Origin of the sequence: Streptomyces sp. NPDC002176, assembly GCF_044903645.1 — a bacterium.
Classification (GTDB): Bacteria; Actinomycetota; Actinomycetes; order Streptomycetales; family Streptomycetaceae; genus Streptomyces.
This window is the reverse complement of sequence record NZ_JBJDQW010000003.1, coordinates 277,195-289,301: the sequence shown is the minus strand read 5'-3', so window position 1 is coordinate 289,301 and position 12,107 is coordinate 277,195. Positions and strand designations below refer to the sequence as shown.

The 12,107-nt window shown below is 70.3% G+C and carries 8 protein-coding genes; 3 read left to right on the top strand and 5 right to left on the bottom strand.

The window, feature by feature from the left end; genetic code table 11:
• The first annotated feature begins 76 nt into the window (after positions 1-76).
• Positions 77-1,663 carry a Na+/H+ antiporter gene (locus ACI2LY_RS15105; protein WP_404707530.1) on the top strand — a complete coding sequence of 529 codons (1,587 nt, stop codon included), beginning with the start codon at positions 77-79 and terminating at the stop codon, positions 1,661-1,663.
• Positions 1,664-1,689: 26 nt separating this feature from the next.
• Here ACI2LY_RS15105 and ACI2LY_RS15100 read toward each other — a convergent pair whose 3' ends face one another.
• Positions 1,690-2,796: a mechanosensitive ion channel family protein gene (locus tag ACI2LY_RS15100; protein WP_388992368.1), complete on the bottom strand. Its 1,107-nt coding sequence runs from the start codon at positions 2,794-2,796 to the stop codon at positions 1,690-1,692.
• A gap of 113 nt (positions 2,797-2,909) precedes the next feature.
• Between ACI2LY_RS15100 and ACI2LY_RS15095 the strand changes: the two genes are divergently transcribed.
• Positions 2,910-3,479 carry a dienelactone hydrolase family protein gene (locus tag ACI2LY_RS15095; RefSeq protein ID WP_393597167.1) on the top strand — a complete coding sequence of 190 codons (570 nt, stop codon included), beginning with the start codon at positions 2,910-2,912 and terminating at the stop codon, positions 3,477-3,479.
• A 7-nt stretch (positions 3,480-3,486) separates the two neighbouring features.
• Here ACI2LY_RS15095 and ACI2LY_RS15090 read toward each other — a convergent pair whose 3' ends face one another.
• From ACI2LY_RS15090 to ACI2LY_RS15075, 4 genes are all read right to left on the bottom strand, one after another.
• Entirely contained in the window at positions 3,487-5,157 is a 1,671-nt protein-coding gene (locus ACI2LY_RS15090) for an alkaline phosphatase D family protein (protein ID WP_404707529.1), read from the bottom strand.
• 105 nt (positions 5,158-5,262) lie between these two features.
• Complete coding sequence (locus ACI2LY_RS15085; protein ID WP_404707528.1) at positions 5,263-6,087, bottom strand: thioredoxin domain-containing protein; 825 nt, start codon at positions 6,085-6,087, stop codon at positions 5,263-5,265.
• Between the two features lie 103 nt (positions 6,088-6,190).
• Positions 6,191-6,880, bottom strand: a complete 690-nt coding sequence (locus ACI2LY_RS15080) for a hypothetical protein (RefSeq protein WP_404707527.1) — start codon at positions 6,878-6,880, stop codon at positions 6,191-6,193.
• Positions 6,881-6,959: 79 nt separating this feature from the next.
• On the bottom strand, positions 6,960-8,288 hold the full coding sequence (locus ACI2LY_RS15075) for a DUF2252 domain-containing protein (RefSeq protein ID WP_404707526.1): 1,329 nt from the start codon (positions 8,286-8,288) through the stop codon (positions 6,960-6,962).
• Between the two features lie 207 nt (positions 8,289-8,495).
• Between ACI2LY_RS15075 and dnaE the strand changes: the two genes are divergently transcribed.
• A complete protein-coding gene (dnaE, locus tag ACI2LY_RS15070) occupies positions 8,496-12,035 on the top strand; it encodes a DNA polymerase III subunit alpha (RefSeq protein ID WP_404707525.1) in 3,540 nt (1,179 codons plus the stop codon).
• Positions 12,036-12,107 lie beyond the last annotated feature (72 nt).

The window sequence follows — 12,107 nt, the reverse complement described above, 5'->3', positions numbered from 1 at the left end:
GCCGCTGAGCGGCCGGAAGCGGCCGACGTGGCAGTCTGGAGGCTTGCGGTGATCGTTTACCTCCGGAGAGCGCTACGTGGATCAGCTGGCCCTGTTGTTCGTGATCCTGCTCGCCGCCCTGGTGAGCGTCCCGGTGGGCGAATACTTCGGGCTGCCCGCGCCGGTGCTGATGACGCTGTTCGGCGGGGTGCTCGCCGTGCTGCCCTTCGTGCCCAACGTCGACATCCCGCCCGACCTGATCCTGCCCGCCCTGCTGCCCCCGCTGCTCTACGCGGCGGTGCGGCGCACCTCCTGGCGGCAGTTCGCGGCGAACGTCCGGCCGATCTTCCTGCTGGCCGTCGCCCTGGTCTTCGTGACCACGATCTGTGTCGCCGCGGTCGCCCACGCCATAGTGCCGGGCCTGCCGGTCGCCGCCGCGGTGGCGCTGGGCGCGCTGATCGCCCCGCCCGACCCGGTCGCCGCGACCGCCGTCGCCGGGCAGCTCGGGCTGCCGCGCCGCCTGATCTCCATCCTGGAGGGCGAGGGGCTGTTCAACGACGTCACCGCGATCGTGCTCTACCACGTGGCCATCGCGGCCGCGATCAGCGGTGAGTTCTCGCCCTGGGAAGCCGGGCTCGACCTGGTGCTCTCCGCGGTCGTCGCCGTCGTCATCGGCCTGGCCCTCGGCTGGGGCGCCAACAAGCTGATGTCCCTGCTCGGCGACGCCACCCTCCAGATCGGCCTCACCCTGCTGGTGCCGTACGCCTCCTACGTGCTCGCCGAGGAGCTGCACGGCTCGGGTGTGCTCGCGGTGCTCACCACCGCCCTGTTCCTCTCCGAGTACGCCAGCGACGCCGACGACGTGATGACCCGGCTGGCCGGGCACACCTTCTGGGACATCATCGACACCCTGGTCACCGGTGTCGCCTTCGGGCTGATCGGCCTCGAACTGCACAACGCCGTCCGCACCGCCTCCGGCCGCTGGAGCGAGCTGGTCGGCTGGGCGGCGGCGGTCGCGGCCGTCGTGATCCTGGTCCGGCTGCTCTGGCTGCTGCCCGCGACCTGGCTGACCAAGCGGCTGCACGCCCGGCGGGACATCGACGAGGAGATCCCGGTCGGCTGGCGGGAGACCGTGGTGATGTGGTGGTCCGGGATGCGCGGGGTGGCCTCGGTGGCGCTGGCCCTCGCCGTCCCGCTCACCACCGAGGACGGCGGGCCCTTCCCGGACCGGGACATCATCGTCTTCATCGCCTTCGGGGTGATCATCGCCACCCTGGTGCTCCAGGGGCTCACCCTGCCCCGGCTGGTGCGCAAGCTCGGGGTGAAGGCCGACTCCGAGCGGGAGAAGGACTTCGAGAAGGATCTCGCCGTCCGCGCGACCAAGGCCGCGCGGCGCAAGCTGCGGGAGATCGAGCAGGTCGAGGACCTCCCCGAGGAGCTGTCCGAGCAGATGCTGCGGCGCGCCTTCGACATCGGCATCCGCATCAGCCCCGACATGGGCGAGGAGGAGCGCAAGGAGGCCCACCAGAAGCGGGCCCGGCGCCTGAAGCGGGTGCGGCAGATCCAGTCGGAGATGATGAGCGCCGCCCGCCACGAGGTGCTCGCGGCGCGCAGCGAGCCGGGGGCGGACCCGGAGATCGTGGACCGCGTGCTGCGCCATCTCGACGTACGCAGCCTGCGCTGAGCCGCCCCCGGCTCCTCGAGGTCTGGCTACACGCGGCCGGTGCGCGGGAACTCGTACGCCTTGCGCAGGGTGGCCCGGTCGGGGGAGGGGATCTGGTACGGGGCCTGCGCCGCGTCGGAGGTGTTGACGCGGGGGAGCGCGTACGGGTGCTCGGCGGACAGCCACGCGATCATCTGCTCGCGGACCGTGACCCGGACCGTCCAGATGTCGTCCGCGTCCTTCGCGGTCACCAGGGCCCGCACCTCGATGGTGTTGGCGGTCGTGTCGGTCACCACCAGCCCGTAGGAACGGCCGTCCCAGGCCGCGCAGTGGCGCAGGATGTCGCGGAGCTTCTCCCGCATCGCCTCCACCGGCGCGCTGTGGTCGAGGTACCAGAAGACGGTGCCGGTCATCTGCGGGGTGCCCCGCGACCAGTTCTCGAACGGGCGCGAGGTGAAGTATGAGACCGGCATGGTGATCCGGCGCTCGTCCCAGGTCCGCACGGTCAGGAAGGTCAGGGTGATCTCCTCGACGGTGCCCCACTCGCCGTCCACCACCACGGTGTCGCCGATGCGCACCATGTCGCCGAAGGCGATCTGCAGCCCGGCGAACAGGTTGGACAGCGTCGACTGGGCCGCGACACCGGCCACGATGCCGAGGATGCCCGCCGAGGCCAGCAGCGAGGCACCGGCCGCGCGCATCTCCGGGAACGTCAGCAGCATCGCCGCCACCCCGACCACCCCGACCGTCGCGGACACCACCCGCATGATCAGCGTCACCTGGGTGCGCACCCGGCGTACCCGCGCGGGGTCCCGGTGCATCCGGGCGTAGCGGCTGTACGAGGTCTCCACGACGGCGCCCGCGATGCCGATGACGAGCCAGGCGGTCGACCCGATCAGCACCAGGGTCAGGGTCTGGCCGATGCCGACCCGGTGGTCGCGCAGCCAGGGCACCTGGGCGTAGGACCCTCTGAGCAGGGCGGCGAGCAGGACGAGCTGGTAGGGGATGCGGCAACGGCGCAGCAAGCCCCAGAGCGGGGTCTCGCCGTGCCGTTCGTCGGCCTTGCGCAGCAGCAGGTCGGTGGCCCAGCCGAGCAGCACGGTGAGCGCGACGGCACCGCCGACCACGGCCAGGGGTCGGATGACGTTCTCCATGAGGGGGAACGTAACCGCCCTGTGCCGTCATGAACCTGTGTGTTCGGTCTCGCACCGGGTGGGCGGGCCGCGCCGGTAACGCCCTGACCAGGTGCGGCTGGCACCATGGGCGCATGAACATCATGCTCTTTCACTCCGCCTACGGGCTCACCCCCGCGGTGCGCGACGCGGCGGACCGGCTGCGCGCGGCCGGTCACGAGGTGTGGACGCCGGACCTCTTCGAGGGCCGCACCTTCGACTCGGTCGAGGAAGGCATGGAGTACCAGCAGTCGGTGGGCACGGAGGAACTGCTCAAGCGGGCCGTGCTGGCCGTCGCCCCCTACTCCGACCGCGGGCTGGTCTACTCGGGGTTCTCGCTCGGCGGCTCCGTCGCGCAGACCCTCGCCCTCGGCGACGACAAGGCCCGCGGGCTGCTGCTCCTCCAGGGCACCTCGGACATCGCGGCCAACGCGCACGTGGACGAACTGCCGGTGCAGCTGCACGTCGCCGAGCCCGACCCGTTCGAGACGGACGACTGGCTGAGCGCCTGGTACCTCCAGATGGGCCGCGCGGGCGCGGACGTGGAGGTCTACCGCTACCCCGGCGCCGGTCACCTCTACATGGACCGGGACCTGCCCGACTACGACGCCGAGGCCGCCGAGGCCACCTGGCGGGTGGCGCTCGGCTTCCTCGACAGCCTGTGAGCGGCCCCTACACCGGGCTGTAGCTCCGCTCGACCTTCTGGGTGCCGCTGCGGGTGCGGTACGAACGCGCCCACGCCGACGTGGCGTTCGGGTTCGTACGGTCGGAGATGACGTAGTAGTCCATCTGCGCCCGCTCGGCGGTGATGTCGAGGACGCCGTAGCCGTGGCGGTCGGTGTCGACCCAGTGGACGTGCCGGTTGGCGGCCTGGATGACCGGCGCGGCGACCGCCGAGACGCTGCCCTCGGGCACCTTCACGATGTCGTCGAGGTTGTCCGAGGTGAGCGAGGTGACCACGAACTCCGTGGCCGCCGACGCCGACAGCGGGTAGGTGCCCGCGTCGTAGGGCACGTCGTTGGCCCACGCCATGTGGATGTCACCGGTGAGGAAGACGATGTTGCCGATGGCGTTGGTCTTGAGGTGGGCGAGGAGTTCGCGCCGGTCGTCGGTGTAGCCGTCCCACTGGTCGGTGTTGACGGCGATGCCCTCCTGCGGCAGCCCGAGGAGCTTCGCCAGCGGCCGGAGCAGGTCGGCGGAGAGCGCGCCTACCGCGAACGGCGAGATCATCACCGAGTTGCCGACCAGCCGCCACTTGGTGTCGGACGCCTTCAACCCGGCCTTCAGCCAGTCCAGTTGGGCCCGCCCGGTGAGCGTGCGGTCCGGGTCGTCGACCGCACCGGAGGCGGTGGCCGCCTGCTGGGAGCGGAACGAGCGCAGGTCCAGCAGGGACAGATCCGCGAGCTTGCCGAAGCGCAGCCTGCGGTACGTGGTGCCCGCCAGCGCCGGGCGGACCGGCATCCACTCGAAGTACGCCTGCTTCGCGGCCGCCTGACGGGCCGCCCACGCGCCCTCGGCGCCCTCGGTGTGGTTGGCGGCGCCGCCCGCCCAGGCGTTGTCCGCGAACTCGTGGTCGTCCCAGATGGCGACGACCGGCGCGGCCAGGTGCAGCGCCTGGAGGTCGGGGTCGGTCTTGTAGGTGGCGTGCCGTATCCGGTAGTCGGCCAGGGTGAGGATCTCGTGCGTGGGGGAGTGCGGGCGGACGACGGTGCCCCGGGTGCCGTACTCGCCGGTGCCGTACTCGTAGACGTAGTCGCCCAGGTGCAGCCAGGCGTCCAGGTCGCCGCGGGCCGCGAGGTGGCGGTAGGGGCTGAAGTAGCCCGCCTCCCAGTTGGCGCAGGAGACCACGCCGAAGCGCAGACCGGGTACGACGGCGTCGGCGGCGGGCGCGGTGCGGGTGCGGGCCACGGGGGAGTCGGCGCCGCCGCTGGTGAAGCGGAACCAGTAGTCGGTGCCCGGCTGCAGGCCGCGGATATCGGCCTTCACCGTGTGGTCGGTGGCCGCCGTGGCGGTGGTTGAGCCGGTGGCGACGACCGAGGTGAACGCCTTGTCGCGGGCGACGACCCAGCCGACCTCGGTGTCCGGGCCGACCCCGGAGCCGGGCAGGGCCTCGGGCACCGGGGTCACCCGCGTCCAGAGCAGGACGCCGTCGGGCAGCGGGTCGCCGGAGGCGACACCGTGGCGGAAGACGGGGGCCGCGGTGGCGGCGCGGGCCGGGAGGGCGGCGGCGAGCGGCCCGGCCAGGACGGCGGTGGCCGCCGCGGCCTTGACGACCGTACGGCGGCTGGGCGCAAGGGTGTTGCGGGCCGGAGCGGCCTCGACGGATCTGTGGGGACTGGTCACGGCCGATCAGGTTACTGATCGGTATGACCGAAGAGCGGGCGAACTCCGAAAGTTCGCCCGCTCTTCACGCGGTGACCGGCATCCGGCCGGGGCCGGTGCCGGGGATCAGCCCTTGAGGGCCTTGTTGATCGCGGTGACGAACTCGGGCTGCGTCATCGGCGCGTTCTTGCCGTCGGAGCCCGTGACCTTCTTGCCGTCCATCAGCAGCGTCGGCGTGCCCTGGAAGCCGTACTTCTTGCCGTCCACGTCGAACTTCTCGCTCATCACCAGCGCCCACTTGTCGTAGGTGCCGTCCTTCACGGCCTTCTGGAAGGCCGCGTTGCCCTTGAGCGCGGGCACGGTGTCCGCCACCTTGATCAGGTAGTCGTCGCTCTTGAACTTGTCCTCCTGCTCGTCGGGGTGGTACTTCGCCGAGTACAGCGCCGACTTGTACTTCAGGAACGCCTCCGGGTCGACGTTCAGGGCCGCGCCCAGCGCGCTGAGCGCGTTCTTGGAGCCCTCGCCCGGGATGCCGTCGTCGATGAAGGTCGCGCCGACGTACTGAACCTTGTACTTGCCCTCCGTGACGTCCTTGTCCACCGTGGCGCCGGACGCCTGCTCGAAGGCCGCGCAGACCGGGCAGCGCGGGTCCTCGTACATGGTGAGGGTCTTCTTGGCGCTGTCCTTGCCGATGACGACCGTGGTGCCGTCCTTGCCCGTGGTGTGCGCGGGCTTGACCAGGGTGGCCTTCTTGGCCGCCTCCCAGCCGCTCGGCTTGTTGTTCTGGACGACCGCGTAACCTATGCCGCCCGCGGCGGCGAGCACCGCCACCACCGACAGGCCGACGATCGCCTGCCGCTTGACCTTGTCCCGCTTGGCCTGGCGCTCGCGCTCCTGACGCAGCCGCTCACGCGCCGCCGTCTTCGCCGCCTGGGTGTTCCGCTTGCTCATAGTGGTGATCTCCATAGGGGACGCGCACATGCCGTACGCGAGGTACGTGTGCGCGGGATACGTGTGGGGGAACTGGGTCGTGCTCTGTGCCGCCCGGGGTCGCTCAGGGGCGGGCGAGCGCGAGGGAGCACGGCGGTCCGCGTCGTCCCAGGGAGTGCGCGAGGAGCAGGGTCCGCGCGGTGGCCGGACGCGGGGTGCGGCGCGGCATCCGGCGGGCCGGGGCCGTCCGGACCGTACCGGCGGCCACCGCGAGCAGCAGCGGGCGGAACGTGGTCGCGGCGACCGCCCGCACCAGCTCGGCCAGGGCCCGCTCGCCCCGTCGCAGCCAGGCGGCGGCCAGCAGCCCCACCCCGATGTGCGCGGCGAGCAGCAGCCAGGCGCCCGCCGGGTCCGTGTGCGCGAGCAGCGCGCCCGCGCGGTCCGGACCGCCGGAGACCCGGGCCAGCGGGCCGCCCAGGGCGCCGCCCCGGCACAGCAGGTCCAGGCCCACCGCGTGCAGCGGGCCGGTGACCGGGCCCCCGGCCCGGCCGTAGCAGGCGTGCTGGCCGGTGGTGAACACCGTGTCGGCGGCCAGCTCCAGCGGGATCAGCAGGGCCGCGACGGAGCCGAAGCCGCGCTCGCGGCCCGCCAGCGCGTAGGCGGCGGTGAACACCCCGGTGGCGACCGCGAGCACGGTCGCCACCGGCAGCGGGGACCGGGACAGCAGGACGTGCGACGCGGTGCTGAGCGTCACGGTGAAGGCCGTGAACAGCGCCGCGCGCACGGTTCTGAGCTGGGTCCCGGATATGTCCATGGCGAGAGGAGAGTGTGTCACGGACCGCTGTGAGGCACCCGTAAGGGGTCCGCGGGGCCCGTGCGCGGTCCTGTGGCGGCTACAGACCCGGAATCCGGCCGTTGCGGAACAGGTCCAGGAAGATCTGGTGGTCGGCACGCGCGCGGGCGCCGTACGCGTGCGCGAAGTCCACCAGCAGGGGCGCGAAGCCCTCCTCGTCGGCGGCGAGGGCGGCGTCGATGGCCCGCTCGGTGGAGAACGGCACCAGGGACTCGCCCGAGGTGGTCTCGTCCGCCGCCGCGTGCATGGTGGCCGTGGCCCGGCCGAGGTCGGCGACGACGGCCGCGATCTCCTCCGGGTCGTCGATGTCACCCCAGTCCAGGTCGACCGCGTACGGCGAGATCTCGGCCACCAGCTGGCCCGCGCCGTCCAGCTCGGTCCAGCCCAGCCACGGGTCGGCGTGCGCCTGCAGGGCGCGCTGGGAGATCACCGTGCGGTGGCCCTCGTGCTGGAAGTAACCGGCGATGGCCGGGTCCGTGATGTGCCGGGAGACGGCCGGGGTCTGGGCCTGCTTGATGTAGATCACCACATCGTTCTCCAGGGCGTCGGTCGCCCCCTCCAGCAGGATGTTGTACGAGGGCAGCCCGGCCGAGCCGATGCCGATGCCCCGCCGACCCACGACGTCCTTCACCCGGTACGACTCCGGGCGGGCCAGCGAGGTGTCCGGGAGCGTCTCCAGGTAGCCGTCGAAGGCGGCCAGCACCTTGTACCGGGTGGCCGCGTCCAGCTCGACCGAGCCGCCGCCCGGCGCGAACCGGCGCTCGAAGTCCCGGATCTCCGTCATCGACTCCAGCAGCCCGAACCGGGTCAGCGAGCGGGCGTCGCGCAGCGCGTCCAGCAGCGGGCCCTGCGCGGTGTCCAGGGTGAAGGGCGGCACCTCGTCGTCCTTGGCGCCGGTGGCCAGGGCGCGGACGCGCTCGCGGTAGGCGACCGCGTAGACCGTCACCAGCTCGGTGATCTGCTCGTCGCTGAGCGCCTTCGCGTACCCGATCAGCGCGATGGAGGCGGCGAAGCGCTTGAGGTCCCAGGTGAAGGGGCCGACGTACGCCTCGTCGAAGTCGTTGACGTTGAAGACCAGGCGGCCGTTGGAGTCCATGTAGGTGCCGAAGTTCTCGGCGTGCAGATCGCCGTGCACCCACACCCGCGAGGTGCGCTCGTCCAGGTACGGGCCGCCCCGCTTCTCGGCGTCGAGGTCGTGGTAGAAGAGGCTGGCCGTGCCCCGGTAGAAGGCGAAGGCGCTCGCGGCCATCTTGCGGAACTTCACCCGGAACGCGGCCGGGTCCGCGGCCAGCAGCCGGCCGAAGGCGGTGTCGAAGACGGCGAGGATCTCCTCGCCGCGCTGCTCGTCACTGAGCTGGGGAACCGACATCGCGGGGTGCCTCCTGGTGCGGATCGTGCGTGAGCGTGGGAAAGACGGCGGGAGCGGTACGGCGGCGCTCCCGCCGTCCACAACGGGCGACGCCGCGCCGGAGTGCCCGGTTCCCCCATGAAGGTACGTGGACGGCGCCCGGGGGTGTCAGTGCCGGGGCATAGACTTCCTCGCTGTCCCGTTCTTGTTCATCTGGAGGCCGAAACCGTGTCGAAGCCGCCCTTCACGCACCTGCACGTCCACACCCAGTACTCGCTGCTGGACGGTGCCGCGCGGCTCAAGGACATGTTCGATGCCTGCAATGAGATGGGCATGACACACATCGCCATGTCCGACCACGGCAACCTCCACGGGGCGTACGACTTCTTCCACTCCGCGAAGAAGGCCGGAATCACCCCGATCATCGGGATCGAGGCGTATGTCGCCCCCGAGTCCCGGCGCAACAAGCGCAAGATCCAGTGGGGCCAGCCGCACCAGAAGCGGGACGACGTCTCCGGCTCCGGCGGTTACACCCACAAGACGATGTGGGCGGTGAACCGTACCGGCCTGCACAACATCTTCCGGCTCTCCTCCGACGCGTACGCCGAGGGCTGGCTCCAGAAGTGGCCCCGGATGGACAAGGAGACCATCTCCCAGTGGTCCGAGGGCGTCGTCGCCTCCACCGGCTGCCCCTCCGGCGAGGTCCAGACCCGGCTGCGGCTCGGCCAGGACAAGGAGGCCCTGCAGGCCGCCTCCGACTACCAGGACATCTTCGGCAAGGACCGGTACTTCCTGGAGCTGATGGACCACGGCATCGACATCGAGCACCGGGTCCGCGACGGCCTGCTGGAGATCGGCAAGAAGCTCGGCATCCCCCCGCTGGTCACCAACGACTCGCACTACACGTACGCGCACGAGGCGGCCGCCCACGACGCCCTGCTGTGCATCCAGACCGGCAAGAACCTCTCCGAGCCCGGCCGCTTCAAGTTCGACGGCACCGGCTACTACCTGAAGTCCACGGACGAGATGTACGCCATCGACTCCTCGGACGCCTGGCAGGAGGGCTGCGCCAACACCCTCCTGGTGGCCGAGATGGTCGACACGACCGGCATGTTCGAGGCCAAGAACCTCATGCCCAAGTTCGACATCCCCGAGGGCTTCACCGAGGTCACCTGGTTCAAGGAGGAGGTGCGCCGGGGCATGGAGCGCCGCTTCCCCGGCGGCGTCCCCGACGACCGGCAGAAGCAGGCCGAGTACGAGATGGACGTCATCATCTCGATGGGCTTCCCCGGCTACTTCCTCGTGGTCGCCGACTTCATCATGTGGGCCAAGAACAACGGCATCGCGGTCGGCCCCGGCCGAGGCTCCGCGGCCGGTTCGATCGTCGCCTACGCCATGGGCATCACCGACCTCGACCCGATCCCGCACGGCCTGATCTTCGAGCGGTTCCTCAACCCCGAGCGCATCTCGATGCCCGATGTCGACATCGACTTCGACGAGCGCAGGCGCGTCGAGGTGATCCGGTACGTGACCGAGAAGTACGGCGCCGACAAGGTCGCCATGATCGGCACCTACGGCAAGATCAAGGCGAAGAACGCCATCAAGGACTCCGCGCGCGTGCTGGGCTACCCGTACGCGATGGGCGACCGCCTCACCAAGGCGATGCCCGCCGACGTCCTCGGCAAGGGCATCGACCTCAACGGCATCACCGACCCCTCGCACCCGCGGTACGGCGAGGCGGGCGAGATCCGGGGGATGTACGAGAACGAGCCGGACGTGAAGAAGGTCATCGACACCGCCAAGGGCGTCGAGGGCCTCGTCCGCCAGATGGGTGTGCACGCCGCGGGCGTGATCATGTCCAGCGAGACCATCACCGAGCACGTCCCGGTGTGGGTGAGGCACACCGACGGCGTGACCATCACGCAGTGGGACTACCCGAGCTGTGAATCGCTCGGCCTGCTCAAGATGGACTTCCTGGGCCTGCGCAACCTCACGATCATGGACGACGCCGTCAAGATGGTGAAGGCCAACAAGGGGATCGACATCGATCTCCTGAGCCTCCCGCTCGACGACCCGAAGACCTTCGAACTGCTCCAGCGCGGCGACACCCTCGGCGTCTTCCAGTTCGACGGCGGCCCCATGCGCTCGCTGCTGCGCCTGATGAAGCCGGACAACTTCGAAGACATCTCCGCCGTCTCGGCGCTCTACCGTCCCGGCCCGATGGGCATGGACTCGCACACCAACTACGCCCTGCGCAAGAACGGCCTGCAGGAGATCACGCCGATCCACAAGGAGCTGGAGGAGCCGCTCGAGGAGGTCCTCGCGGTCACCCACGGCCTGATCGTGTACCAGGAGCAGGTGCAGAAGGCCGCCCAGATCATCGCGGGCTACTCGCTCGGCGAGGCCGACATCCTCCGCCGCGTGATGGGCAAGAAGAAGCCCGAGGAACTGGCGAAGAACTTCGTCCTGTTCCAGGGCGGCGCCCGCAAGAAGGGCTTCAGCGACGAGGCCATCCAGGCGCTGTGGGACGTGCTGGTCCCCTTCGCCGGATACGCGTTCAACAAGGCGCACTCCGCCGCGTACGGCCTGGTGTCCTACTGGACCGCCTATCTGAAGGCCAACTACCCGGCCGAGTACATGGCCGGACTGCTGACCTCCGTCAAGGACGACAAGGACAAGTCGGCGGTCTACCTCAACGAATGCCGCCGCATGGGCATCAAGGTGCTCCCGCCGGACGTCAACGAGTCGGAGTCCAACTTCGCCGCCCAGGGCGACGACGTGATCCTCTTCGGCCTCTCCGCCGTGCGCAACGTCGGCACCAACGTGGTCGAGGCGATCATCCGGGGCCGCAAGACCAAGGGGAAGTACCTCTCCTTCCCGGACTACCTCGACAAGGTCGAGGCGGTCGCCTGCAACAAGCGCACCACCGAGTCGCTGATCAAGGCCGGTGCCTTCGACTCGATGAACCACACCCGCAAGGGCCTCACCGCGCAGTACGAGCCGATGATCGACAACGTGGTCGCGGTCAAGCGCAAGGAGGCCGAGGGACAGTTCGACCTCTTCGGCGGCATGGGGGAGGAGGCCAGCAGCGAGCCCGGCTTCGGACTGGACGTCCAGTTCACCGACGAGGAGTGGGAGAAGACCTATCTCCTCGCCCAGGAGCGGGAGATGCTCGGCCTCTACGTCTCCGACCACCCGCTCTTCGGCCTGGAGCACGTGCTCTCCGACAAGGCCGACGCGGGCATCTCCCAGCTGACCGGCGGCGAGCACTCCGACGGCGCGGTGGTGACCATCGGCGGCATCATCTCCGGCCTCCAGCGCAAGATGACCAAGCAGGGCAACGCCTGGGCCATCGCCACCGTGGAGGACCTCGCGGGCTCCATCGAGTGCATGTTCTTCCCGGCGACCTACCAGCTCGTCTCGACCCAACTGGTCGAGGACGCCGTGGTGTTCGTCAAGGGACGGCTCGACAAGCGCGAGGACGTGCCCCGGCTCGTCGCCATGGAACTCCAGGTCCCCGACCTGTCCAACGCGGGCACCAACGCCCCCGTCGTGCTCACCATCCCGGCGGTCCGGGTCACCCCGCCCATGATCAGCCGCCTCGGTGAGATCCTCACCCACCACAAGGGCGACAGCGAGGTCCGCATCAAGCTCCAGGGCCCGCACAAGACCACCGTGCTGCGCCTGGACCGGCACCGGGTCAAACCCGACCCGGCGCTCTACGGCGACCTGAAGGTGCTGCTCGGCCCGTCCTGCCTGGCCGGCTGAGCCCGGCGGTAGGCGAAGCAAAAGGGGCGCACCCCGCGGAGGTGCGCCCCTTTTCGTGTGCTCGCTGTGTGC